23 protein-coding genes are annotated in these 22,916 nt (G+C 72.2%); 16 read left to right on the forward strand and 7 right to left on the reverse strand.

Features of this window, described 5'->3' with window-relative positions; genetic code table 11:
* Positions 1 to 76: 76 nt before the first annotated feature.
* Positions 77 to 514 carry a universal stress protein gene (locus ACK99Q_RS05355; protein ID WP_179427729.1) on the forward strand — a complete coding sequence of 146 codons (438 nt, stop codon included), beginning with the start codon at positions 77 to 79 and terminating at the stop codon, positions 512 to 514.
* A 31-nt stretch (positions 515 to 545) separates the two neighbouring features.
* Positions 546 to 950: a DUF3151 domain-containing protein gene (locus ACK99Q_RS05360; RefSeq protein ID WP_410185179.1), complete on the forward strand. Its 405-nt coding sequence runs from the start codon at positions 546 to 548 to the stop codon at positions 948 to 950.
* Position 951: 1 nt separating this feature from the next.
* Here ACK99Q_RS05360 and ACK99Q_RS05365 read toward each other — a convergent pair whose 3' ends face one another.
* The 3 genes from ACK99Q_RS05365 to ACK99Q_RS05375 are packed head-to-tail and all read right to left on the reverse strand — an operon-like array spanning position 952 to position 4,626.
* Positions 952 to 1,827: a diacylglycerol/lipid kinase family protein gene (locus ACK99Q_RS05365; RefSeq protein WP_410185180.1), complete on the reverse strand. Its 876-nt coding sequence runs from the start codon at positions 1,825 to 1,827 to the stop codon at positions 952 to 954.
* A gap of 10 nt (positions 1,828 to 1,837) precedes the next feature.
* Positions 1,838 to 3,238 (reverse strand): condensation domain-containing protein, encoded by a 1,401-nt coding sequence (locus tag ACK99Q_RS05370; RefSeq protein WP_410185181.1) that lies wholly within the window; start codon positions 3,236 to 3,238, stop codon positions 1,838 to 1,840.
* Positions 3,235 to 4,626 (reverse strand): condensation domain-containing protein, encoded by a 1,392-nt coding sequence (locus tag ACK99Q_RS05375; RefSeq protein WP_410185182.1) that lies wholly within the window; start codon positions 4,624 to 4,626, stop codon positions 3,235 to 3,237. Before ACK99Q_RS05375 ends, ACK99Q_RS05370 begins: the two co-directional genes overlap by 4 nt.
* 258 nt (positions 4,627 to 4,884) lie before the next feature.
* Here ACK99Q_RS05375 and ACK99Q_RS05380 point away from each other — a divergent pair, with 258 nt between their 5' ends.
* The 8 genes from ACK99Q_RS05380 to purB all read left to right on the forward strand — a co-directional run bounded on the left by ACK99Q_RS05380 (position 4,885) and on the right by purB (position 12,796).
* On the forward strand, positions 4,885 to 6,168 hold the full coding sequence (locus ACK99Q_RS05380) for an adenylosuccinate synthase (protein WP_410185183.1): 1,284 nt from the start codon (positions 4,885 to 4,887) through the stop codon (positions 6,166 to 6,168).
* 31 nt (positions 6,169 to 6,199) lie between these two features.
* On the forward strand, positions 6,200 to 6,727 hold the full coding sequence (locus ACK99Q_RS05385; RefSeq protein WP_410185184.1) for a hypothetical protein: 528 nt from the start codon (positions 6,200 to 6,202) through the stop codon (positions 6,725 to 6,727).
* Positions 6,724 to 7,680, forward strand: coding sequence for a hypothetical protein (locus ACK99Q_RS05390; RefSeq protein ID WP_410185185.1), 957 nt, complete (start codon positions 6,724 to 6,726; stop codon positions 7,678 to 7,680). The genes ACK99Q_RS05385 and ACK99Q_RS05390 overlap by 4 nt, the downstream gene beginning before the upstream one ends.
* A gap of 1 nt (position 7,681) precedes the next feature.
* Positions 7,682 to 8,428, forward strand: a complete 747-nt coding sequence (locus ACK99Q_RS05395; protein WP_410185186.1) for a hypothetical protein — start codon at positions 7,682 to 7,684, stop codon at positions 8,426 to 8,428.
* Positions 8,421 to 8,960 (forward strand): hypothetical protein, encoded by a 540-nt coding sequence (locus tag ACK99Q_RS05400; RefSeq protein ID WP_410185187.1) that lies wholly within the window; start codon positions 8,421 to 8,423, stop codon positions 8,958 to 8,960. Before ACK99Q_RS05395 ends, ACK99Q_RS05400 begins: the two co-directional genes overlap by 8 nt.
* A gap of 41 nt (positions 8,961 to 9,001) precedes the next feature.
* Positions 9,002 to 10,246 (forward strand): phosphoribosylamine--glycine ligase, encoded by a 1,245-nt coding sequence (gene purD, locus ACK99Q_RS05405; protein WP_410185188.1) that lies wholly within the window; start codon positions 9,002 to 9,004, stop codon positions 10,244 to 10,246.
* A 103-nt stretch (positions 10,247 to 10,349) separates the two neighbouring features.
* Entirely contained in the window at positions 10,350 to 11,351 is a 1,002-nt protein-coding gene (locus tag ACK99Q_RS05410) for an Lrp/AsnC family transcriptional regulator (RefSeq protein ID WP_410185189.1), read from the forward strand.
* 23 nt (positions 11,352 to 11,374) lie between these two features.
* Positions 11,375 to 12,796: an adenylosuccinate lyase gene (purB, locus tag ACK99Q_RS05415; RefSeq protein ID WP_410185190.1), complete on the forward strand. Its 1,422-nt coding sequence runs from the start codon at positions 11,375 to 11,377 to the stop codon at positions 12,794 to 12,796.
* A gap of 123 nt (positions 12,797 to 12,919) precedes the next feature.
* Here purB and ACK99Q_RS05420 read toward each other — a convergent pair whose 3' ends face one another.
* Both ACK99Q_RS05420 and ACK99Q_RS05425 read right to left on the reverse strand, forming a co-directional pair.
* Positions 12,920 to 13,468 carry a maltokinase N-terminal cap-like domain-containing protein gene (locus tag ACK99Q_RS05420; protein WP_410185191.1) on the reverse strand — a complete coding sequence of 183 codons (549 nt, stop codon included), beginning with the start codon at positions 13,466 to 13,468 and terminating at the stop codon, positions 12,920 to 12,922.
* Positions 13,469 to 13,472: 4 nt separating this feature from the next.
* The gene (locus ACK99Q_RS05425; protein ID WP_410185192.1) at positions 13,473 to 14,660 is read right to left on the reverse strand and encodes an MFS transporter; all 1,188 of its coding nucleotides are present in this window, start codon (positions 14,658 to 14,660) and stop codon (positions 13,473 to 13,475) included.
* Positions 14,661 to 14,713: 53 nt separating this feature from the next.
* On the opposite strand from ACK99Q_RS05425, the gene ACK99Q_RS05430 reads away from it, so the two are divergent.
* Both ACK99Q_RS05430 and ACK99Q_RS05435 read left to right on the forward strand, forming a co-directional pair.
* Complete coding sequence (locus ACK99Q_RS05430; RefSeq protein ID WP_410185193.1) at positions 14,714 to 15,574, forward strand: phosphoribosylaminoimidazolesuccinocarboxamide synthase; 861 nt, start codon at positions 14,714 to 14,716, stop codon at positions 15,572 to 15,574.
* 85 nt (positions 15,575 to 15,659) lie between these two features.
* Complete coding sequence (locus ACK99Q_RS05435; RefSeq protein WP_410185194.1) at positions 15,660 to 17,222, forward strand: long-chain-fatty-acid--CoA ligase; 1,563 nt, start codon at positions 15,660 to 15,662, stop codon at positions 17,220 to 17,222.
* Positions 17,223 to 17,276: 54 nt separating this feature from the next.
* Here the strand turns inward: ACK99Q_RS05435 and ACK99Q_RS05440 are convergent, their stop codons facing one another.
* Positions 17,277 to 18,593 (reverse strand): UDP-glucose dehydrogenase family protein, encoded by a 1,317-nt coding sequence (locus ACK99Q_RS05440; protein WP_410185195.1) that lies wholly within the window; start codon positions 18,591 to 18,593, stop codon positions 17,277 to 17,279.
* Positions 18,594 to 18,705: 112 nt separating this feature from the next.
* On the opposite strand from ACK99Q_RS05440, the gene ACK99Q_RS05445 reads away from it, so the two are divergent.
* From ACK99Q_RS05445 to ACK99Q_RS05455, 3 genes are read left to right on the forward strand one after another with little or no spacing between them, the layout of a single operon-like run.
* Entirely contained in the window at positions 18,706 to 18,987 is a 282-nt protein-coding gene (locus ACK99Q_RS05445) for a GNAT family N-acetyltransferase (RefSeq protein ID WP_410185196.1), read from the forward strand.
* The gene (locus ACK99Q_RS05450; protein WP_410185197.1) at positions 18,984 to 20,198 is read left to right on the forward strand and encodes an Nramp family divalent metal transporter; all 1,215 of its coding nucleotides are present in this window, start codon (positions 18,984 to 18,986) and stop codon (positions 20,196 to 20,198) included. Before ACK99Q_RS05445 ends, ACK99Q_RS05450 begins: the two co-directional genes overlap by 4 nt.
* A 19-nt stretch (positions 20,199 to 20,217) precedes the next feature.
* Positions 20,218 to 21,075, forward strand: coding sequence for an Fpg/Nei family DNA glycosylase (locus ACK99Q_RS05455; protein ID WP_410185198.1), 858 nt, complete (start codon positions 20,218 to 20,220; stop codon positions 21,073 to 21,075).
* A gap of 63 nt (positions 21,076 to 21,138) precedes the next feature.
* Here ACK99Q_RS05455 and ACK99Q_RS05460 read toward each other — a convergent pair whose 3' ends face one another.
* On the reverse strand, positions 21,139 to 22,056 hold the full coding sequence (locus tag ACK99Q_RS05460) for a DUF6801 domain-containing protein (RefSeq protein WP_410185199.1): 918 nt from the start codon (positions 22,054 to 22,056) through the stop codon (positions 21,139 to 21,141).
* Between the two features lie 220 nt (positions 22,057 to 22,276).
* On the opposite strand from ACK99Q_RS05460, the gene ACK99Q_RS05465 reads away from it, so the two are divergent.
* Positions 22,277 to 22,900, forward strand: coding sequence for a hypothetical protein (locus tag ACK99Q_RS05465; protein WP_410185200.1), 624 nt, complete (start codon positions 22,277 to 22,279; stop codon positions 22,898 to 22,900).
* The last annotated feature ends 16 nt before the right edge of the window (positions 22,901 to 22,916 follow it).

The raw sequence follows: 22,916 nt of genomic DNA on the forward strand, positions 1-22,916 counted from the left end.
GCTCCGGGAGCCCGACTCCCACTAGGGTCGAGGCAGGAGTCCGGGCGGCCCTCGCCCGCGTGACGAAGGGAAACCCATGGCCAAGATCGTCCTCACCGGCGTCGACAACACCGCTCCCGCGGCCGCAGCCGCCCGCAAGGCCGCCGAGCTGGCAGCCGGACTCGGTGCCCGCCTGCACGTCCTGTCGGCGTACGGCAAGAACTTCGAGGCCGAGCGCATCGAGGTCGGCTCCGAGGAGATCCTCATCACGAACGAGCAGACGGCCAAGGACGTCGCCGGCGACGTCTTCAGCCAGATCCGCAAGGACTTCCCGGGCCTCGAGGTCACGTACGGCGCCGGCGAGGGCAAGCCCGCCGACGCGCTCGTGCGCGCCGCCGAGGAGCTCGACGCCGACGTCATCGTCGTGGGCAACAAGCGCGTCCAGGGCCTGACCCGCGTGCTCGGCAGCATCGCGCGCGACGTCGCGGCGCACGCCCCGTGCGACGTGTACATCGCCCACACGCACCAGCGGTAGCGGTCGGACTGCCCGTCTAGGCTGGCTCACCATGACCAACCTTCTGGGAGAACCGCCCGAGACGCTGCTGCCCGAGGACCCGGGCACGGCCCTGCTGGCCGAGGGCGCCGAGGCCGACGAGGTCGCCTCGCGCCACCCCGACTCGGTCGCCGCGTGGGCCCGTCTGGCCGACGCCGCGCTCGCCGAGGGCCGCGATCTCGAGGGCTACGCCTTCGCGCGCACGGCCTACCACCGCTCCCTCGACTCGCTGCGCCGCAACGGCTGGCGCGGCCACGGGCCCGTGCCGTGGACGCACGAGGCGAACCGTGGCTTCCTGCACTCCCTGGCCGTCCTGGCCACCGCGAGCGAGCGGCTGGGCGACGACGCCGAGGCGCACCGCTGCCGTGAGTTCCTGCGCGAGTCCAGCCGCGAGGGCTACGAGGCGCTCGTCGGCTGACTCACGCCGGCAGCCGCATCGCAAGACCGTCGGCGAGCATCCGCCAGCCGTGCTCCGAGCGCGGATCGGTGAGCTCGCCGTCGGTCGTGCACCGCACGGGGTCGCCCGTCACCCGCACCGACGTCGCCCGCGTGTAGTGCACGAAGTCGGCGTTGGGGTGCGTGCCGCGACGCAGGTGCAGCGCGTAGGCGATCCGCTGCGGCAGTCGGGCCGCGAACGCCACGGCCACGTCCATCAGGCCGTCGTCCACCACGGCCTTCGGCAGCAGCTCGCCGCCGCCGCCGACGAAGCGACCGTTGCCCACGGCCACCTGCGCCACCCGCCCGCTGAGCGTGCGGTCGTCGATCGTCACGTGCACGTCGGCGCTGGGGGTGAAGAGGGTCGAGATCGCGCCCAGCACGTAGGCGAGGGGCCCGAGGGCGGGCTTCACCGGCTCGGCCCGCGCGGCGGCCTCGGCGCCGATCCCCACGTGCGCGGCGTTCACCACCACGGTGCCGGTCGAGTCGAGGACGAGGTCGATCGCGCGCACCGCGCCGGCCGCGAGGTCGCGTGCGGCGGCGACGGGATCCTCGGCCAGCTCCAGCGTGCGGGCGAAGTCGTTGCCCGTGCCCAGCGGCACCAGGCCCACGGGCGTGCCCGGCAGGCGGCCGGCGTCGTGCAGCGCCTGCACCACGGCGTGCAGGCTACCATCGCCGCCCATCGAGACGACGAGGTCGACGTCGGCGTGCTCCGCCAGCGTGCGAGCGAGGTGGTCGGGATCCTCGGTGGCGACGTGCTCCACCTCGGCGGCCTCGCGCAGGACCTCGAGGACCTCGGCGATCACCGCCTCGTCGGAGGATCCCGCGTGGGCATTGCTGACCGCCAGCCAGGAGTTCACGGGCTCGACGTTAGCGCGTGAGGGCCCCGCGCAGGATGGTCGAGGCGTACGTGAAGAACGCGTCGACGTTCTCGACGGCCGTGGGGGTCTGCGGGACGCTGCACATCACGTAGAGCTCGGTCGGCGTGCGGTTGATCCACACGTTGACGTTGTCGTCGTACCCCTGACCCGTCGTGCCGTGGAACCGGTCCTGCGCCCACTTCTCCTGGCCGGGGATCATCCGCCCGTCGAGGTAGGAGACGATCGCGGGCCGGTGGGTGTCCTCGAGCGAGAAGCCGAAGACCTCCTGGACGACCTCCATCACCCGCAGGGCGGGCACCGGCTCGCAGACCCGGGCGTCGCGGAACTTCTGGCGCACGTCGCGGGCGACGTCGAACAGCGTGGCCTCGGGGGCGACCGGGATGTGGATCGGCAGGACGTTGATCATCCAGCCCATCGTCGGGAGCGTCTCGGGGGTGTGGCGCGTCGCCACGGGGTTGAAGAAGCGGTAGGCGCTCGCGCCGGCGAGGTCGCGTGCGGCGAGCGCGAAGGCCGCGTAGACGACCGACGGGAACGTGGCCGACTCCTCCTTCGCGATCGCCTCGAGCCGGTCGCACTCGGCCGCCGTGAGGATGTCGTAGTCCATCGGAACGAGCCAGAACCGCTCGCCCTCGGCGATGCCCAGGTCCATGGGGAAGCCGTCCTTCGCGCCGGCGCCGTCCATCGCGTAGTCGGCCCAGAACTGCATCGACGGGTGGTCGATGCCGTACTGCTGCGCGTCGGCGCGCTCCTCCTGCGCGTAGGTCATGTAGCCCTTCACGGGAGGCATCTCGACCGGCTCGTCGCCGATCTCGTTGGCGTACAGCTGCGAGAGCTCCATGTACGCGAGCAGGACGCTGAAGCCGTCGCCGTAGCAGTGGTCGAACCCGCAGAAGATCGTGGACCGGTCCTCGCCCGACACCCCGGCGATCGCGTACCCGAAGTTGTCGATCGGGTCGACGGCGTCGCTGAAGTGCTTGAGCAGGACCTGGTTGACCTCGTCGCCCGCGTGCGTTCCGAGCGGCGTCATGGTGAGCGTCAGGTCCTCGGGCGCGATCGCGTGGCGCGTCAGCTCGCCGTCGGGATCGGCGGGGTCGTTCCTGAACGTGCCCCACATGACCTCGTGCCGGCGCACCCAGGCGGTGGCGGCGCGGTGCAGGGCATCGACATCGAGCGGGCCCCGGACGTCGAAGCACAGGCCCAGCCAGTTCGCGTCGGCCGAGCCCACCCGCTCCATGGCACGACGCAGCCGCAGGTGCTGGTCCTGCATGTAGGACGGCCGGTGCTCGTTCGCCGGGGCGGCGGCCAGCGCGGCCACGGACTCCTCGGACGGGCGGAGGAGGACGACGTCACCGTCGATGGTGTCGAGCTCCTCGATGCGGGTCATTCTCATGTCAGTGCCTCCATCGGGTCGTGGACCTCGCGCGTGACCGCCACCATCTGGTCGCGCATCCGGTTCATCACGCGGTCGAGCCATTCGGTGCAGGGCGGGGTGTCGGGGCTGCGGTGCAGCAGCTCGGTGCCGTAGGGCATCGAGTTGATCCACAGGTGCATCTCGTCGCTGGGCTCGACCTCGCCGAGGAACACGGTGGAGTCCATCTCCTCCCATTCGTCGCGGCCGGGGCAGTGGCGCGAGTCCAGGAAGGACACGACGGCGGCCGGTCGCATCGTGGTACCGAGCAGCTGGTTGGCCAGGGGCAGCGGGATCGACTCGGCGGTGCGACCGAGCCGCCACGCCTCGGCGGTGCGGCGGACGAGCTCGATCAGCGGGAGGTCGCGGCCCAGGTCCACCGTCATCGGCACGATGCCCGAGAACCAGCCGATGGCCTGGTGCCACTCGGGCCGGTTGCGGTTGTGCGTGGACATGAGCACCGTGAGTCGCTCGTCGTCCTCCTCCGCGACCATGGCGCGCAGCAGCACGGCGGTGAACGCCAGGGCGGGCGGCACGTCGTGCCGGTCGCACCAGCGGTGGAAGGCCCGGCTCAGCCGGGGGCCGGCGAAGGTGGGGTACCGCATCCGGTGCTGGATCCGGTCGCCGCGGCGGACGCCGGTGGCGCGTGGCAGGCCGGGCAGGTCGCCCGCGGCGTCGGCGGCCCGGCGCCACGGCTCGAGGGCCGGGCTGTCGGGGGTGATGGCGTCCTGGAGGGCGCGCTGCTCGACGGCGAAGTCGACGTAGCTGCCCACGGGGGCGGGCAGCGGCGCGTGGTTCAGCTCGGCCTCGAGGTGGTGCTTGAGCTCGCCCATCGTGAGGTAGGCGCTGTAGCCGTCGAAGGTCACGTGGTCGAAGGCGGCGAACACCGTGATGTCGCCGTTCGCGTCCGTGACGCTGACCACCGTGGCGGCGGGCCACGCGAGCGGTCCCGTGCGGTCGTCGAGCTCGGCCATGACGGCGTCGAACGCCTCGCCCGGGTCGGCGTGGTGACCGAGGTGGCGCGGCTGGAAGCCGATCAGCTCGGCGTCGATGATGCGTCGCTCGTAGCTGCCGTCGTCGCGCCGGACGAACATGCAGCGCAGGCTCTCGTGGCGGGCGCAGTAGCGGCGCAGCGTGCCGGCCAGGGAGGTGAGGTCGGCGCCGTGGAGGGTGGCGCGCAGGCCGATCCAGGGGTTGACCTCGTCGTCGACCGGGCGCGGGAGACCGGCGACGTCGAGGCGTCGCTGCTGGTCGGGCGTGACGGGGCGGGGGTCGGGCGCGGCGGTGGCGAACGCCCGCAGCGTGGAGGACCGGGGCACCCAGAGGTGGACGTCTCCCGCAGGGACGAGGGTCAGGCGATGGGGGTGCAAGAGGGTTCCTCCTTCGAGTGCCGCGGGCCCGGGGGAGTCCCAATGCAACTCACCGTTACACGTGCAGTTACAGGAAGGCTACGGCAGGTTCCAGTGATGTCCATCACTCCGGACGAACTGGTGCGAATGTCTCCTTTTCGCCGTGCTTCCGCGGTCCGCGGCGAGCGCCGGTGGCTCCCGCGCGGCGGGTTCTCGGTAGGATTGACGAGCACGAGCCCCCGTAGCGGGGCTTTCCGTCTGATGGAGGGGTGGCATTCCATGCCCGCAGTCGTGATCGTCGGAGCCCAGTGGGGTGACGAGGGCAAGGGCAAGGCGACCGACCTCCTGGGCAGCCGCGTCGACTACGTCGTCAAGTTCAACGGCGGCAACAACGCCGGTCACACTGTCGTCATCGGCGACGAGAAGTACGCCCTGCACCTGCTGCCCAGCGGCATCCTGACCCCCGGCTGCGTGCCGGTGATCGGCAACGGCGTCGTCATCGACCTCGACGTCCTGTTCCAGGAGATCGACGGCCTCAACGAGCGCGGGATCGACACCTCGCGCCTGCTGGTCAGCGCGAACGCACACCTCATCGCCGACTACAACCGCACGCTCGACAAGGTCAACGAGCGCTTCCTCGGCAGCCGCAAGATCGGCACCACCGGCCGCGGCATCGGCCCCACGTACGCCGACAAGATGAACCGCCTCGGCATCCGCGTGCAGGACCTCTTCGACGAGAAGATCCTCCAGGCCAAGGTCGAGGGCGCCCTCGACCTCAAGAACCAGATCCTCACCAAGGTCTACAACCGCCGCGCGGTCGACGCCGACGAGATCGTCGAGTCGCTGCTGGGCCACGTCGACCGCCTGCGTCCGTACGTCGCCGACACCGCGCTCGTGCTGCACGACGCGCTGCGCGAGGACAAGACCGTCCTGCTCGAGGCCGGCCAGGCCACGCTGCTCGACGTCGACCACGGCACCTACCCGTTCGTCACCAGCTCGTCGGCCACCACGGGCGGCGCGTGCACCGGCTCGGGCATCGCGCCCACCGAGATCACCCGCGTGATCGGCATCGTCAAGGCCTACGCCACCCGCGTGGGCGAGGGCCCGTTCCCCACCGAGCTGTTCGACGCCGACGGCGACCGCCTGCGCGAGAACGGCGGCGAGTTCGGCACCACGACCGGCCGCCCCCGCCGCTGCGGCTGGTACGACGCCCCCGTGGCCCGGTACGCCGCGCGCATCAACGGCGTCACCGACTTCGTCATGACCAAGCTCGACGTCCTCACCGGCTGGGAGCAGATCCCCGTGTGCGTCGCGTACGAGGTCGACGGCGAGCGCGTCGACGAGATGCCGATGACCCAGACCGGCTTCCACCACGCGAAGCCGATCTACGAGTTCTTCCCGGGCTGGACCGAGGACATCAGCGGTGCCCGCGAGCTCTCGGACCTGCCCGCGAACGCGCAGTCCTACGTGCGCGAGATCGAGGCGATGAGCGGCTCGCGCATCAGCGCCGTCGGCGTCGGTCCCGACCGCGAGGAGACGGTCGTCCTGCACGACCTGCTCTAGGATTTCGAAGCACATTCATGGGGGAGATGGTGTGAGCGACGAGCAACGGTACGAGTGGCGGGCCCACGCCCGGTCGTCCTGGGGTCCGGCGCGCCTGGTGCGGCGCACCGACGCGATCGAGGTCACGGTGGGCGACGCGACGGTCGGCCTCGACCTGACCGACCGCCGGACCGCCGCCGAGCGGCAGGCGAACCCGTTCCGCGACGCCTACGACGACGGCGTCCCGGTGACGCTGAACGGCGAGCGCGTCGCCACGATCACCACCGAGGGCCGGCGCAGCGGCCTCGGCCGGCGCCAGCGCCTCGCGGTCACGGGAGACGAGCGGTTCGTGCTCCCCGGGATGCGGCTCACCCACCGGGGCCTGCCGAAGCTGCTCACGCTGCGCAGCGACGCCGGAGTCCTCGTCGCCTCGCGCCGGTGGGCCTCGCCCCTCAACATGGCGGTGGTGGAGTGGTCGTTCGTGCGCGAGCACGACCTCGTCCCCCCGCGCGTGGCGGGCGGCACCCGGCCCGAGCACGTCGCGCTGTGGTTCGCGGTGAAGGAGGAGGTCACGCTATGACCGTCGAGATGGACTACGACAAGCTCACGCTGTCGGCCACCCGCGCGGAGGAGCTGGCGTCCAAGATCCGCACGAACGCCGCGTCGGCGCGCTCCGCCAGCCCGGTCGCGCTGCCGAGTCTGGAGAACATCGAGGCCAAGGCGACGTTCCTCGACGACGCGGCCGAGAAGCTCAACGGCCTGGCCGACATCGCGCTGCTGCTCGACGAGTCGGGCGAGGGCAAGGTCACGATGTCGCTCAGCGCCATCAACGACACCCTCAACGACCTGCTGGGGGAGTACCTCGGCGCCGAGTTCGGCAACATCTTCGGCAACGACGACGACTTCCCGCTCATCTCCGTCGCCTCGGCGCTGGGCAAGATGAAGAAGATGGCCACGGGCGTCGCGCCGATCTTTCAGACCGGCCTCGTCGGCCGCAACATGCTGACCCGCATGGCCAACGCCGGCGGCCGCACGGGCGAGTGGGCGCGCTGGATGCTCTCGGGCGGCGGACGCCACGCCGCCCCGCCCACGGCGCTGCTGAACAAGCTGCCCAAGTGGGCCGGACCCGGCACCCGCTTCCCCACGGCCGGCTGGGCCGACCCGCTGAGCCGCAACCCCGGCGGCCTGGGGCTCATGCGCGGCCTGGGCATCGTGGGCGGCGTCTACAGCACCGCGGTCGGCGTCAACAACCTGATCCAGCAGGGCAACCCGATCGACGCCTTCGAGCGCGAGGGCGCCGGCTACGTGGCCGACGTGGCCGAGACCGCCTTCAGCGCCTCCACCACGGCGTTCCTCATCGCGCCCAACCCGGTCACCGGCGCCATCGCCGTGGGCACCGGCCTGGTCTGGGCGGGTGCCGAGGTCGTCGACCACTGGGACGAGATCAGCGACGGCGCCTCGAAGGCCTGGGACACCGTCACCGACGGCGACACCTGGAAGGACGTCGGCGACAAGCTGACCTTCTGGGACTGACATGAACGACACCCCTGCGAACGCTGGAGCCACCGTGCCGAGACTCGACGAGACCTTCCTGCAGCTCACCGTCGGCTACGACGACCTCATCAAGCTGGCCGAGGTGCACGCCGGCCGCGTGGCCCCGGCCGACGCGCCCACCCGCCTGCGCCAGGAGGGCCTCGTAACCTCCACGGGCGTCCACCCCACGGCCGCGAGCCTGGTCGAGGTCGCAGTGGGCCCCGCCCGCAGCGTCGTCGTCGAGCGCTTCGACGGCGCCACGCTCTCGCCCCTGTTCATCGGCTGGATGCCCGACGGCCGCGCCACCACGAGCGCGCCCGACGCCGAGGGCGCCGTCGTCGTCACCGCCACCGAGCTGGGCCTGCTGCGCGACCAGCTGCGCCAGTGGCTCGCGATCTTCGACCGCGAGGTCCCGGCCGAGCGCCCCACGGTCACGACGAACACCACCGTGATCGACGCGGCGATGACGCTGGAGGGCGTCGACCCGAGCGGCGACGCCGACCTCGACCCGGTCCTCGAGGGCTGGCGGCTGGCCTGGCGCGCCACCGGCAACTGGGCCGAGCGCGACGTCGACGCCACCGTCACGGTCGTCGACGCCGGACCGCAGGGCTGGTACCGCGTCGAGCACGCCCCGCGCACGGGCACCGAGGAGGTCGCGGTCACCCTCGCGCCGCTGACGCTCGACGAGGTCGTCAGCGCCCTCGGCGACGTCGTCACGGGCCGCGGGTCCCGGGGGGCCGATGACTGACGTCCTTCCTCCGTCCGACCTCGTCTCGCGCCAGCAGGCGGCGCGCTTCACGCGGCTGCTGCGCGTGCTGGAGCGCCAGCACCGGCGTCCCGAGGCGATGGCGGGCTTCTTCGCGGCGATCGGCGCGGGCGGCGTCGTCTCGGCGCTGGCCACGATCGCGTTCGGCCCGCACCGCGAGGACATCACCGACTGGGACCGCCTGCCCGACCTGCTGCGCGACGGCCTGCACGCCGCCGCGTCGTGGCCCGAGTTCGACGCCGAGGGCTTCGGCGCCGACCTCGCCGAGCTGCTGCGCGAGGACGACGAGGCCCGGCGGGGCACGGTCTCGGCCGTCACGTCCTTCCTGCTCGCCTCGGGTCGCTACGACGAGCGCCTGCTCGCCGGGTGGACCCGGGCGTTCGACGACCTCGCGCTGCCGGCGCAGCCGCCGCTGACGTGGTCCTCGTTCCTCACCGGCACCGACGGCCCGCGCCCGTGGGACGCCCTCGTGGCCTTCGCGCGCGAGATCGCCGCCGACATCGCCCCCTCCTGATCGATGCGGGCGCCGGTGAGCACCGGCGATAGGCTCGACGGGTGAAGGTTCTCGTCATCGGCACCGGCGGCCGCGAGCACGCCCTGTCCCTGGCCCTCTCCCGCGACCCGCAGGTCACCGAGGTCCACGCCGCCCCGGGTAACCCGGGCATGGCCGACATCGCCACCCTGCACCCCGTCGATCCCCTCGACGGCGCCGCCGTGGCCGACCTCGCCGGTCGCATCGGCGCCGGGCTCGTCGTCGTCGGCCCCGAGGCCCCGCTCGTCGCGGGCGTCGCCGACGCCGTGCGCGAGGCCGGCATCGCCTGCTTCGGGCCGAGCGCGGCAGCCGCGCAGATCGAGGGCTCGAAGGCCTTCGCGAAGCAGGTCATGGCCGCCGCCGAGGTGCCCACCGCGATGGCGCGCGTGTGCGAGACGCCCGAGCAGGTCGCCGACGCGCTCGACACGTTCGGACCGCCCTACGTCGTCAAGGACGACGCCCTCGCGGCGGGCAAGGGCGTCGTCGTCACCGAGGACCGCCAGGCGGCCTACGACCACGGTGTCTCCTGCGAGCGCGTCGTGATCGAGGAGTACCTCGACGGTCCCGAGGTGTCGCTGTTCGCGATCACCGACGGCTCCACCGTGCTGCCGCTGCAGCCGGCCCAGGACTTCAAGCGCGCCCTCGACGGCGACGAGGGACCGAACACCGGCGGCATGGGCGCGTACACGCCGCTCGAGTGGGCGCCCGAGGACCTCGTGAGCGACGTGACCCAGCGGGTCCTGCTGCCCACCGTCAAGGAGATGGCCGCGCGCGGCACCCCGTTCCAGGGACTGCTCTACGCGGGCCTCGCGCTCACCAGTCGCGGCACCCGCGTGGTCGAGTTCAACGCCCGCTTCGGCGACCCCGAGACCCAGGCGCTGCTGTCGCTGCTGAGGACGCCGCTGTCGGCCCTCCTGCACGGCGCCGCCACCGGCACCCTCGCCGAGGTCGGCCTCCCGCAGTGGCGCGACGGCGCCGCGCTCACCGTGGTGATCGCCTCGGAGCACTACCCCGAGTCGCCCGTCACGGGCGACCGGATCGAGGGCCTCGACGAGGCCAACGCGGTCGAGGGCGTCGACGTGATCCACGCGGGCACGAAGGTCGACGAGGACGGCAACCTCGTCACGGCCGGCGGCCGGGTGCTGTCGGTGACGGCCGTGGGCGACGACCTCGACCAGGCCCGGGCCCGCGCGTACGAGGCCGTCGACCTCGTCCGGATCCGCGGCGCGCACCACCGTCGCGACATCGCGGCGCAGCTGCCCGGCTGAGTCCCGCCGACGACACAGCGCGGTTCCGTCAGTCGGAGGGTCTCCGACGGGCTGATCCGTCACCTGAGCGTGCGGTCGGACCGGCAACCCGTATTCTGGCCGCATGTACGCGTCGTCGCAGTCCCTGCCTGAGCTCCCCGAGGTCGACCTCGCGCTCGTGCACGCCCTGCAGGTCGCTCCTCGGGCCCCGTGGAGCGCCATCGGCCGCACGATCGGCGTCGATCCCGCCACCGCCGCCCGTCGCTGGGACCGTCTGGTCGCCGAGCGGCTGGCCTGGTTCGTGGTCCGTCCCAGCGCCGAGCAGCTGGCGCCCGACCGCGACGCCGTGGTCCTCAAGCTGACCTGCCGGCCCGGCGCCGACGTCCGGGTCGCCGAGCAGATCGCCCAGTCGGAGGAGGTCTACTCCGTCGACCTGCTGGCCGGCAAGGACGACGTCGCCATCATCCTCATCGGCCGTGGACTCTCCGCGATGCGCCAGGCCGTCGACGCGCTGGTCGGTGACGATCCCGACGTCGTCGGCACGCGGTCGACCTTCATCGCCGGCGTCCACCGCGAGGACGCGCAGTGGCGACTCGGCGCCCTCACCCCCGAGCAGGTCAGCGGGCTCGACCGCCGCGGCGACGGCAGGGTCACGCCGCCCGACGCCGAGGTGCTCGACCAGCTCACCGAGATCCTCATCGAGGACCCCCGCATGAGCGTGGCCGACATCGGCCGTCGGCTCGACCGTCCCGAGCCCACCGCGCGCCGCCTGCTGGAGCGGGCGCTGCGCTCGCGCGCGATCCGGTTGGGCTGCGACGTGGTGGCCTCCGCCGGCGGTGCGGGACGGGGCGTGATCCTCGAGGCCGTGGCGGACGACCCGCGGTCGGCGGGGGACGCGATCGGCAGCCTGCCCTGCGTGGTGCGGTGCGCAGCCGTGGTCGGCTCGTCGAACCTCGCGCTGGTCGTGCGGTTCAACGCCCTCGCCGAGCTGTTCGAGTTCGAGGCCACGGCGGCCGAGCGCGTGCCGGGCTGGCGCGTCACCGACCGCGCCACGATCGTGCGCAGCGTCAAGCGTCAGGGCAAGCTGCTCGACGACGAGGGCCGCGTCCTGCTCTCCACGCCCTGAGCGCGGACTGCGACAATGGGCCGGTGACCACTCCGAACGTCCTCGCCTCCCGCTACGCCTCCGCCGAGCTGGCCCGCATCTGGTCGCCCGAGCACAAGATCGTCCTCGAGCGGCAGCTGTGGATCGCGGTGCTGAAGGCCCAGCACGACCTCGGGGTGGAGACCCCCGACGGCGTCATCGAGGCGCACGAGGCCGTCGTCGACCAGGTCGACCTCGACTCGATCGCCGCGCGCGAGCGCGTCACGCGCCACGACGTCAAGGCCCGCATCGAGGAGTTCGCGTCGCTGGCCGGCAGCGAGCACATCCACAAGGGCATGACCTCGCGTGACCTCACCGAGAACGTCGAGCAGCTGCAGGTGCGTGCCTCGCTCGAGCTCGTGCGCGACCGCGCCATCGCCGCGCTGGCCCGCCTCGGTCGCCTCGCCGGTGAGCACGCCGAGCTCGTCATGGCTGGTCGCAGCCACAACGTCGCCGCCCAGGCCACCACGCTGGGCAAGCGCTTCGCCACCACCGCCGACGAGCTGCTGGTCGGCATCGAGCGCGTCGAGCAGCTCATCGCGCGCTACCCGCTGCGCGGCATCAAGGGCCCGGTCGGCACCGGCCAGGACATGCTCGACCTCCTCGGCGGCGACGAGGCGAAGCTCGCCGACCTCGAGCAGCGCGTGGCCGCCCACCTCGGCTTCGACCGCACGTTCACGAGCGTCGGCCAGGTCTACCCGCGGTCGCTGGACTTCGACGCCGTCAGTGCGCTCGTGCAGCTGGTCGCCGCGCCGTCGAGCCTGGCCCTCACGGTCCGCCTCATGGCGGGCAACGAGCTCGTCACGGAGGGCTTCAAGCCCGGCCAGGTCGGCTCGTCGGCGATGCCGCACAAGATGAACACCCGCTCGTGCGAGCGCGTCAACGGTCTCGCGGTCGTCCTGCGCGGCTACGCGTCGATGGTCGGCGAGCTGTCGGGCGACCAGTGGAACGAGGGCGACGTGTCGTGCTCGGTCGTGCGTCGCGTGGCGCTGCCCGACGCGTTCTACGCCGCCGACGGCCTGTTCGAGACCTTCCTGACCGTGCTCGACGAGTTCGGCGCCTTCCCGGCCGTCGTCCAGCGCGAGCTCGACCGCTACCTGCCGTTCCTGGCCACCACCAAGGTGCTCATGGCCGCGGTGCGCCACGGCGTCGGCCGCGAGTCGGCCCACGAGGCGATCAAGGAGCACGCGGTCGCCGTCGCGCTGGAGATGCGCGAGCAGGGCACGGCCGACAACGACCTGTTCGACCGCCTCGCCGCAGACGAGCGGCTCGGGCTCACGGCCGACGACCTGAAGCGCCTCGTCGCCGAGCCGCTGGCCTTCACCGGCGCGGCCGTCTCGCAGGTCGCGCAGGTGCTCACGCAGGTCGAGGCCGTCCTGCAGCGCCACCCCGACGCCGCGGCCTACGCACCCGGCGCCATCCTCTGAGTCCGGGGTCTCGATACGGCGCCTCGCTGCGCTCGTCAGCCACTCGACCGCCGGTGATCGAGTGCCCGCGAGGAACGAGCGGTGGGGGCACCTCCCGCTTGCGGGGGAGTATCGAGATCAGGCTCAGGCGAGCCAGGCCAGGACCGCGGGGCCCGGGTGCTCGGCCCACGTGGCCGTGAGGATGCCCGAGGCCTCGGCGGGGGCGTGGGCGTCGACGACCCGTGCGACGTGCAGCTCGCCGTGGCCCGAGCCGCTGCCGTGCACGGCGGCAGTGAACCGGCGACGCGGGATCGGCTCGCCCTCGGGCGTCAGCATCGTGACCTCGCCGCGACCCTCACGGATCACGGCGGCTGCCTCGGCGAGGTAGACCGGGTCGGTCGCGCCGTCGTAGACCCAGCGGCGACCCAGCGCCGAGTGGTCCATCTCGCCCACCAGCTCGGGGCCGTCGATCGGGGCCGCGCGGTAGGTCAGCGGCACGTGCACGATCTCGTCGCGCACGGGCAGCAGGAACGACTCGATGCCGACCTCGCCCTCGGGGTCGTCGAAGCGGAAGTTCGCCTGGAAGGCGGGCACCTCCGCACCCTGCGGCCACCAGTCGCGGCTCGGCAGCCACGCCTCCAGCAGCTCGGCCTTGGTGGGGTTCAGCTCGGATCCGGGATGCACGACGCCCATGGCGTCATCGTGCCACGGGACGGACCCGCGCGGCAGCCACGACGGCCGCCACCACCGACAGCAGCGCGGCACCGACGATCGGGGCGAGGTCGTTGAGGCCGTAGAGACCGGCGCCGAGGACGGGCCCGATCACGTAGGTGAGGCCCACGGTGGCGGACAGCTGACCGGCGACGGCGGCGTGCTCCGACGGCTCGACGACGAGCGTGGCGCCGGCGTTGTAGCCCGGGACGGCGAGCCCGAGTCCGGCCGCGATGACCATGAGTGCCGGCAGCAGCACGCCGAGCGTGGTGGCGACGATCGCCAGGGCGTACCCGCCCGCGGCGACGAGGCTGCCGATCACGATGAGCGCGCGCGGTCCGCCGGACACGCGCGGCGCGACGACGGCCTGGGTGAGCGCGAAGCCGATGCCGATCGCGACGCCCGCGACCGCGACGACGCCCGCGGTCTCGGTGTTCGTGAGGCCGAGACGGTCCTGCACGAGGAAGCCGAGGATGATCTCGACGAGGGCCAGGCCGAGGAAGAGCGCGGCACCCGCCGCGAGGTAGGGCAGCACGCGCGGGTCGCCGAAGCCGAGGCGCTCGCGCTCGGGACGCTCCTGCCGCTCCGGCGCCGGCAGCAGCCACACCGCGACGAGGGTCGCTCCGACGAGGACGGGCGCGAGGTGCACCGGGAGCAGCAGTCCGCCGATCGCCGCGAGGCCGCCGATCGCGGGACCCACGACGAGCGAGATGCCCTGCACCGCGCCGAACGCGCCCATCGCCTTCGTGCGCGCGGTCGCGCCGTCGCTCGTCGAGGCGAGGTAGGTCAGCGCCGCGACCGGGACCGCGGCGAAGCCGACGCCGTAGAGCACGCCCCGGGTCAGCGCGAAGGCCGTGAGCACGAGCCAGCGCGGCAGCTCCTGCCGGACGGCGACCTCGGTCATCGCGGCGAAGCCGGCGGCACCGATCGTGGCGACCAGCAGGCCGCGCACGAGGACCGCGTGGACGCCGACCCGGTCGACCTCGCGGCCCCACCACGGTCCGGTCAGCACGAGCATCGCGGCGGACAGCGTCATGACGGCGCCGAGGTCGACCTCGCCGAGCCCGACCAGCCGGGTGACGGGCGCCAGGACCGGGACGAGCATCCCCTGCGCGCTGTAGACCACGAGGGCCGACACGAGCAGCGTCGTGGTCGTGGTCCGGGTCGATGGCACCGGCACAGCCTGCCACGGAAACGCCCGGACGGGCAGGCCACTAGCCTGATCCCATGCCGCTGGAGATTCCCGGAGCCACCCACCTGCACTCGGGCAAGGTCCGCGACCTGTACACGTACGGCGACCACCTGCTGATGGTCGCGTCGGACCGGGTCAGCGCCTACGACTTCCTGCTCGAGCCGGGGATCCCCGACAAGGGCGAGATCCTCACCCGGATGAGCCTGTGGTGGTTCGACCAGCTGGCCGACCTCGTGCCCCACCACGTCGTCAGCACCGACGTCCCGCCGGAGGTGGCCGGCCGTGCGCTCGTCGTCGAGCGGCTCGACATGTTCCCGGTCGAGTGCGTCGCCCGCGGCTACCTCACCGGCTCGGGCCTGGCCGACTACCGCGAGACCGGCGCGGTGTGCGGCATCCCGCTGCCTGACGGCCTCGTCGACGGCTCGCGCCTGGACACCCCGATCTTCACGCCGGCCACGAAGGCCGACCTCGGCGACCACGACGAGAACGTCTCGTTCGAGGCGGTCGTGGAGACCGTCGGCGCCGAGATGGCCGAGCGGCTCCGCGACCTCACCCTGGCCGTCTACGGCCGCGCCGAGGAGATCGCCCGCGAGCGCGGCATCATCCTGGCCGACACGAAGCTCGAGTTCGGCGCCCGTCCCGACGGCACGATCGTGCTCGCCGACGAGGTGCTCACGCCCGACTCGTCGCGCTTCTGGCCCGCCGACCGCTACGTGCCCGGACAGGCGCAGCCCAGCTACGACAAGCAGTTCGTGCGCGACTGGCTCACGTCGGAGGAGTCCGGCTGGGACCGCGCCTCCGACACGCCTCCGCCGCGGCTGCCCGACGAGATCGTCGAGCGCACGCGCGAGCGCTACATCGAGGCCTACGAGCGACTCACCGGCCTCACCTGGTGAAGCGGTGGGCACGGTGTTCTCGCGGTGCGGCGCCTCGATTACAGTGACGATGTAACTGAGGCCACACCCCCGGAAAGAAGGCACCGTGACCAACCTCGCCGCGATCCTCGACGACACGACCGCGAAGTACCCCGAGCGCACCGCCATCGTCTTCGGCGACACCCGCCTGAACTACGCGCAGGTCAACGGCGCCGCCAACCAGGTCGCCAACCTGCTCGTCTCGCGGGGGATCAAGCCCGGCGACAAGGTCGCGATCTCGATCCCGAACCTGCCGTACTTCACGATCGCCTACTTCGGCATCCTCAAGGCCGGCGCCTCGGTGGTGCCGCTGAACGTCCTGCTGTCCGAGCGCGAGGTCGCGTACCACCTCGACGACTCCGGCGCCGTCGCCTTCATCGCCTTCGAGGGCACCCCCGACCTGCCGATCGGCGACCGCGCCTGGGCCGGCTTCAACGAGGTCGAGGCCTGCCGCGAGTTCTTCCTCATCAAGCTCGACTCGGCCGCGCCCGAGCCCATGGAGCCGCCGGAGTTCTACGGCCCGCTCGTGGCCCAGCAGTCGCCCGAGTTCACCACGGTCGAGCGCGACGACGACGACACCGCCGTCATCCTCTACACGTCCGGCACCACCGGCCAGCCCAAGGGCGCCGAGCTGATGCACCGCAACCTGCGCGCCAACGCCGCCCTCGGCACGTCGCTGTTCGGCGCCGACGAGAACGACCCCGACACGTATCTCGCGGTGCTGCCGCTGTTCCACATCTTCGGCCAGACCGTGATCCAGAACGGCGCCTTCCTCTACGGCGGCACGGTCGTCTACCTGCCCCGGTTCGAGCCCGAGGCCGCCTTGGCGCTGCTGCTCAAGGAGAAGATCACGTTCTTCGCCGGCGTGCCCACGATGTACTGGGGCCTGCTGCAGGCGCTCGCCGCGTCCGACGGCAGCATCGACGTCGAGGCGATCGCGAAGAGCATCCGCACCGCGGCCGCCGGCGGTGCCGCCCTCCCGGCCGACATCCACCGTCAGTTCCAGGAGAAGTTCGGCATCGTCATCCAGGAGGGCTACGGCCTCTCCGAGACGTCGCCCGTCGCCTCGTTCGGCGTCCGCGGCGAGGAGGTCCGCGTGGGCTCCATCGGCCGCCCGGTCGAGGGCGTCGAGATGAAGCTCATCAACGACGACTGGAGCGACGTGCCGCACGACCCCGAGGCGATCGGCGAGATCGCGATCAAGGGTCACGGCATCATGAAGGGCTACTACAACCGCCCCGCCGCCACGGCCGAGGCGATCCAGGGCGAGTGGTTCCGCACCGGTGACCTCGCCCGCAAGGACGACGACGGCTACTACTACATCGTCGATCGCAGCAAGGACATGATCATCCGCGGCGGCTACAACGTGTACCCGCGCGAGCTCGAGGAGGTGCTGATGACGCACCCGGCGGTCTCGCTGGTCGCCGTCATCGGCGTCCCGCACGAGTCGCACGGCGAGGAGATCAAGGCGGTCGTGGTCAAGAACGCCGACGATCCCACCACCGAGGCCGAGCTGCGCGAGTGGGCCAAGGGCCAGTTCGCCCAGTACAAGTACCCGCGCATCGTGGAGTTCCGCGACGCGCTGCCGATGACCGCGACGGGCAAGATCCTCAAGCGCGAGATCGACTGAGACCGACACGAGAGGGGGCCCGCAGCCGATGGCTGCGGGCCCCCTGTCGTGGGTTCAGGCCCGGCGGCCCAGGGCGCGGTAGGTCCAGCCGGCGGCGCGCCAGCGGTCGGGGTCGACCGCGTTGCGCCCGTCGAGCAGGGCCCGGCGACGCACCAGCGCGCCGACGGCCTCGGGATCGAGCTCGCGGTACTCGCGCCACTCGGTGAGCAGCAGCACGAGGTCGGCGCCGGTGAGCGCCTCCTCGGTGTCCTCCACGTAGAGCAGGTTCGGGTAGGACGACTTCGCGTTGCCCAGCGCGGCCGGGTCGGTGACGCGCACGTTCGCACCCTGCAGCCGCAGCTGCTCGGCCACGTTGAGGGCGGGCGAGTCGCGGATGTCGTCGCTGTCGGGCTTGAACGAGGCGCCCAGCACGGCGACCGTGCGGCCCATGAGCGAGCCGCCGCACTCCTCGCGGGCGAGGTCGACCATGCGCACCCGGCGGCGGGTGTTGATCGCGTCGACCTCGGCCAGGAAGCTCAGCGTCTGGTCGGCGCCGAGCTCGCCGGCGCGCGCCATGAACGCGCGGATGTCCTTGGGCAGGCAGCCGCCGCCGAAGCCGAGGCCGGCGTTGAGGAACTTGCGGCCGATGCGGTCGTCGAGGCCGATCGCGTCGGCCAGGGCGGTGACGTCGGCGTCCGTGCGCTCGCACAGCTCGGCCATCGCGTTGATGAACGAGATCTTCGTGGCCAGGAACGAGTTCGCGGCGACCTTGACCAGCTGGGCGGTGGCCGGGTCCATCGTGAGGCGCGGCGTGCCCTCGGCGAGGATCGCGGCGTAGACCTCGTCGAGCAGCGCGGTGGCGCGCTCGCCGGCCTCGCCGTCGGGGACGCCGTAGACCAGGCGGTCGGGGTGCAGCGTGTCCTTCACCGCGAAGCCCTCGCGCAGGAACTCGGGGTTCCACACGAGCATCGCGTCGGGCCGGACCTCGGCCAGCTGGGCGGCGAGGCGCTCGGCCGTGCCGACGGGCACGGTGGACTTGCCGGCGACGAGCGCGCCCGGCGCGATGACCTCCAGCAGGCTCGTGAACGCGCCGTCGACGTAGGCCAGGTCGGCCGCGTACTCGCCGCGCTTCTGCGGGGTGCCGACGCACAGGAAGTGCACCTGCGCGTCGGCGACGTCGGCGAAGTCGGTGGTGAACGACAGCCGGCCGCTGGCCAGGGTGCGCTCGAGCAGCTCGGGCAGGTTCGGCTCGAAGAACGGGGCCCGCCCGGCGGACAGGCTCTCGATCTTCGCCAGGTCGGTGTCGACGCCGACGACCTCGTGGCCCAGCTCCGCCATGCTCGCGGCGTGGACGGCGCCGAGGTAGCCACAGCCGATGACGCTGATCTTCATACCCGACACCGTAGCGACTGAGCGGCGGGACCGGGCCCGAAGAGACGAACGTCGCGGCCGGCCGGGCACGCATGGTGCGCAAGGGAAAACCGAGTGTGGGAGGGTCGTTCCCATGACGGTCGACATCACCCACAACGCAGCGGAGCAGCGGTACGAGATCGCGGTCGACGGCGAGCGCGCCGGCTTCACCGAGGCTCGCGAGGAGGGCGACGTCGTCGTCTTCCCGCACACGATCATCGACGAGCGCTTCGAGGGCCAGGGCCTGGCCAGCCAGCTCGTGACCTTCGCGCTCGACGACGTGCGGGCGCGCGGCAAGAAGGCCCGCATCCACTGCAGCTACATCAAGCGATTCGTCGAGAAGCACACCGAGTACCAGGACCTGCGGGTCGAGTGACCCAGGTCCTGCGGCGCCGGCTCACGCTGCTGGGGCCGGCGTTCATCGCTGCGATCGCGTACGTCGATCCCGGCAACGTCGCCACGAACCTCACCGCCGGCGCCCAGTTCGGCTACACCCTCGTCTGGGTGATCGTGCTGGCCAACCTCATGGCCGTGCTCATCCAGTACCTCTCGGCCAAGCTCGGCCTGGTCACCCGGCGCTCGCTGGCGGGCCAGGTGGGCGACCGCGTCGGCGTCCGCACGCGCTTCGCGTACTGGCTCCAGGCCGAGGGGATCGCGATCGCCACCGACCTGGCCGAGGTCATCGGCGGCGCGATCGCGTTCCACCTGCTGTTCGGCGTGCCGCTGCCGCTGGGCGCCGTGCTGACGGCCCTCGTCGCGATGCTGGTGCTCGCGATCGGCGACCGCCGTGGCCAGGGCGCGCTCGAGCGGGTCATCGTCGGCTTCCTGCTGCTGATCGCGGTGGGCTTCCTCGCCGGACTCGTCGTCGGTCCGCCCGTCGCGGCCGAGGTCGCACAGGGACTCGTGCCGCGCTTCGACGGTGCCGAGAGCGTGCTGCTGGCCTCGGGCATCGTCGGCGCCACCGTCATGCCGCACGCCGTCTACCTGCACTCGAGCCTGACGGCCGACCGCCTCGGCGCGCGCGGGGAGAGCTCGTCGGTGCGCGACCTCCTGGCCGCCACCCGGATCGACGTCGTGCTGGCACTCATCCTCGCGGGCATGCTCAACCTCGGCCTGCTGCTCATGGCCGCGGCGAACCTGCAGGGACTCCCGGGCACCGACACGATCGCCGGCGCGCACGAGCTCATCACCAGCGAGATCGGCGCGGGTGTCGCGCTGCTGTTCGCGGTCGCGCTGCTGGGCTCGGGCATCTCGTCGACCTCGGTCGGCAGTGCCGCGGGCGCCGAGGTCATGCGCGCGCTGACGCCGTGGTCGCTCAAGCCCGTCACCCGGCGCCTCGTCACGCTCGTCCCCGCCGTGATCGTGCTGCTGCTGGGCATCGACCCCACGCGGGCCCTCGTGGTGTCGCAGGTCGTGCTGTCGATGGGCATCCCGTTCGCGGTGGTGCCGCTGGTCTGGCTGACCTCGCGGCGATCGATCATGGGCGAGTTCGTCAACCGGCGCGCCACCACGGTGCTCGCCGCCCTCGCGGCCGGGGCGATCGTGGCGCTGAACCTGGTGCTGCTGTGGCTGACGTTCGTCGGCTGATCCTCGTACGCTGACGTCTATGCCCGAGATGCCCGAGGTGGAGGCCCTCGTCCACTGGCTGCAGGCCCAGCTCGACGGCGCGGTCGTGGTCGAGATCGAGCCGGCGTCGTTCGCCGTGCTCAAGACCTACGACCCTCCGGTCTCGTCGTTCGCCGGGCTCACCGTCACCGGGGTCACGCGGCACGGCAAGTTCATCGACATCGACGTGGACGGGCTGCACCTCGTGATCCACCTGGCCAAGGCGGGCTGGCTGCGCTGGTCCGACCACTTCGGCGACAGCCGGGTCAAGATGGGCGGGCCGCTCGCGCTGCGGTTCCGTGTCGACCGGGGCTCAGGACCGCACGAGGGGTTCGACCTCACCGAGGCCGGCACCCGCAAGGGCCTCGCCGTCTACGCCGTGCGCGACCCGCACGAGGTGCCCGGCATCGAGCGGCTCGGCCCCGACCCGCTCGCGCCGGGCTTCGAGCTGCGCCCGCTGCTGCAGCGCCGGATGCAGGTCAAGCGGCTGCTGCGCGACCAGAGCGTGGTGGCCGGCATCGGCAACGCCTACAGCGACGAGATCCTGCACGCCGCGCGGCTCTCGCCCTTCGCGATCGCCGAGAAGCTCGACGACGAGGAGATCGGCCGGCTGGAGGAGGCCGTCACCTCGGTCCTCACCGAGGCCGTCGCGGCGGCCGACGGCAAGCCCGCGGCCGACCTGAAGGATGCCAAGCGCGAGCGGATGCGCGTGCACGGCCGCGCGGGGCAGAAGTGCGAGGTCTGCGGCGACACCGTGGCCGAGGTGGTCTTCGCCGACTCCTCGCTGCAGTACTGCCCCACGTGCCAGACCGGCGGCACGATCCTCAAGGACCGCTCCACCTCGAAGTTCCTGAAGTAGCCCGGACAGGCGAAGGGGCGAGAGCCTCGCGGCCCTCGCCCCTGCGTCATGCTGCGGGTGGCGTCACTTCTTGACGGTGACGACGACCTTCGTCTTGGCGCTGCCGCCGTAGCCGTCGCGGACGGTCACGTAGAACGCCGTCTTGCCCTTGAAGCCCTTCTTCGGGACGAACTTGAACTTCGGGCCCTTGCCGCTGACCTTGCCGGCCTTCTTGCTGACCTTGCCGACCTTGTAGGTCAGGCGGTCGCCGTCGGCGTCACGGGCGCGCAGGATGAAGGCCTTGGCCTTCTTCTGCTTCGTGACGACCTTGACCGTCTTCTTGCTGACGACCGGTGCCCGGTTGGGGACCTTGATCGAGCCGAGGGCCAGGTTGGACGGGCCGGTGCACGTGAGGCTCGACGGGACCGTGCTCTCGTCGGCGCGGTAGATCGTGGCGGCGATCGTGAACGACTTCGGCACGCCGAGCGCGACGGTGTGCTTGGTGTTCGCGGGCGCCTTGATCGCCGGGACGGTGCCGGTGGCGGGGATGGTCCACTTGTCGCCGACGTTCTGCGGGACCGGGGTCCGCGGGGCGGCCAGGCTCGGGATGCGCACCGCGGTGCTGCGGCCGCCCGTGGTCAGGGTGAGGGAGGCGTCGGTGCTGGCTCCGGCGGCCTCGCGGCCCTGGAGGAGGCCGGCCGTGGCGGCGCGGAGGTCCTCGGGGAGCGTCAGCGTGATGTTCACGGGTCGAGCCGGGATCGTCTGGCCGGCGCGGACCGACGTGGGCACGGTCGTGGAGATGGCCACGCCGAGGTCGTGCCGGCCGAGGTCGAGCGGGCCCGCGGTGACGCCGCAGTTGTACGTGAAGGTCTTCGACAGTCGGACGTCGGCGGCGTTCGCCGTGCCGGCGCCGGCCATCGTCAGCGCGCCGGCCATGCCGGCGATCAGCGTGGCGGAGAGGGGCACGGCCAGACGGCGCGCCACAGCAGGAGTACGGGTCACGATGAGCCTTTCGAAAGGACGAGCTCCGTGCGGGTGGGAGTGCACGGAACGGAACGGTGGTGCGTCATCGTAACAAGGTTTTAACTGTGAGTTAAGCCACTAGTTCGTCCGGTCTGCCGCCCACTCGAGATTTGCTCCGATTTCGACGTTTCAGACGGCTTGAAAGGTCGAGAATGGAGTAAATCTCGGGGCGCGCGGGGGTCCTCCCTAGGCTGGAGGCATGGGCATCGGCAGGACGGGACGACGGGTGAACGCGGCGGTCGGCGGCTTCACGGCGCGGGTGGACGGCCAGACCGAGGTCGCGGCGGAGCGTGCGGCGCAGGCGCTGCGGCTCGGCGTGCGGCTGCTGCGCTGGCCCAGCCTCGCGATCATGGTCGTGTCGTGGCCGTTCCTCGCGGGCCTGGCGATCATCAGCCTCCTCGCCGAGGACACCTGGCTGGTCGTGCTGGCGGGTCTCATCGCGGGGGTCGGAGCCCTCGCGTCCGGGGCGTTCGCCTGGCGACGCTCGCGGATCATCGCGGCCGTGGAGGACGAGCAGCAGCTCGCCACCGAGCTCGGCATCGCGGTGGCGATGAGCGACGACGTGGGCGAGGCGCGCCTCGTGCTGGGCCAGCTGGCCGGCACCGCCGGCGGTCCGCGCGTGTTCTCCCGGCTCAAGGCGCTGTGGCGCGGCTTCGGGCTCGGTCCGGGGGTCCTCCAGGACGCGGCCGACCTGCCCCGCGCCCGCTGGTTCTTCCCGCCGAAGGTCGGCACGACCGTGACCCTCTTCTTCGGCGTGCTGTGGCTCGTGCCCGCCTCGTTCGTCGGCTGCCTGCTGCTCGGCATCGCGCTCGCCGCCCGCTGAACACCGCCGCGCCCGT

Origin of the sequence: Aeromicrobium sp. MLTX1, assembly GCF_046452335.1 — a bacterium.
Classification (GTDB): domain Bacteria; phylum Actinomycetota; class Actinomycetes; order Propionibacteriales; family Nocardioidaceae; genus Aeromicrobium.

What these genes read in the sequence shown, in the direction of transcription:
- ACK99Q_RS05355 (WP_179427729.1), top strand. Translation starts at nt 77, where the DNA reads ATGGCCAAGATCGTCCTCACCGGCGTCGACAACACCGCTCCCGCGGCC.
- ACK99Q_RS05360 (WP_410185179.1), top strand. Translation starts at nt 546, where the DNA reads ATGACCAACCTTCTGGGAGAACCGCCCGAGACGCTGCTGCCCGAGGAC.
- ACK99Q_RS05370 (WP_410185181.1), bottom strand. Translation starts at nt 3,238, where the DNA reads ATGAGAATGACCCGCATCGAGGAGCTCGACACCATCGACGGTGACGTC.
- ACK99Q_RS05380 (WP_410185183.1), top strand. Translation starts at nt 4,885, where the DNA reads ATGCCCGCAGTCGTGATCGTCGGAGCCCAGTGGGGTGACGAGGGCAAG.
- ACK99Q_RS05390 (WP_410185185.1), top strand. Translation starts at nt 6,724, where the DNA reads ATGACCGTCGAGATGGACTACGACAAGCTCACGCTGTCGGCCACCCGC.
- ACK99Q_RS05395 (WP_410185186.1), top strand. Translation starts at nt 7,682, where the DNA reads ATGAACGACACCCCTGCGAACGCTGGAGCCACCGTGCCGAGACTCGAC.
- ACK99Q_RS05400 (WP_410185187.1), top strand. Translation starts at nt 8,421, where the DNA reads ATGACTGACGTCCTTCCTCCGTCCGACCTCGTCTCGCGCCAGCAGGCG.
- ACK99Q_RS05410 (WP_410185189.1), top strand. Translation starts at nt 10,350, where the DNA reads ATGTACGCGTCGTCGCAGTCCCTGCCTGAGCTCCCCGAGGTCGACCTC.
- ACK99Q_RS05420 (WP_410185191.1), bottom strand. Translation starts at nt 13,468, where the DNA reads ATGGGCGTCGTGCATCCCGGATCCGAGCTGAACCCCACCAAGGCCGAG.
- ACK99Q_RS05430 (WP_410185193.1), top strand. Translation starts at nt 14,714, where the DNA reads ATGCCGCTGGAGATTCCCGGAGCCACCCACCTGCACTCGGGCAAGGTC.
- ACK99Q_RS05440 (WP_410185195.1), bottom strand. Translation starts at nt 18,593, where the DNA reads ATGAAGATCAGCGTCATCGGCTGTGGCTACCTCGGCGCCGTCCACGCC.
- ACK99Q_RS05445 (WP_410185196.1), top strand. Translation starts at nt 18,706, where the DNA reads ATGACGGTCGACATCACCCACAACGCAGCGGAGCAGCGGTACGAGATC.
- ACK99Q_RS05455 (WP_410185198.1), top strand. Translation starts at nt 20,218, where the DNA reads ATGCCCGAGATGCCCGAGGTGGAGGCCCTCGTCCACTGGCTGCAGGCC.
- ACK99Q_RS05465 (WP_410185200.1), top strand. Translation starts at nt 22,277, where the DNA reads ATGGGCATCGGCAGGACGGGACGACGGGTGAACGCGGCGGTCGGCGGC.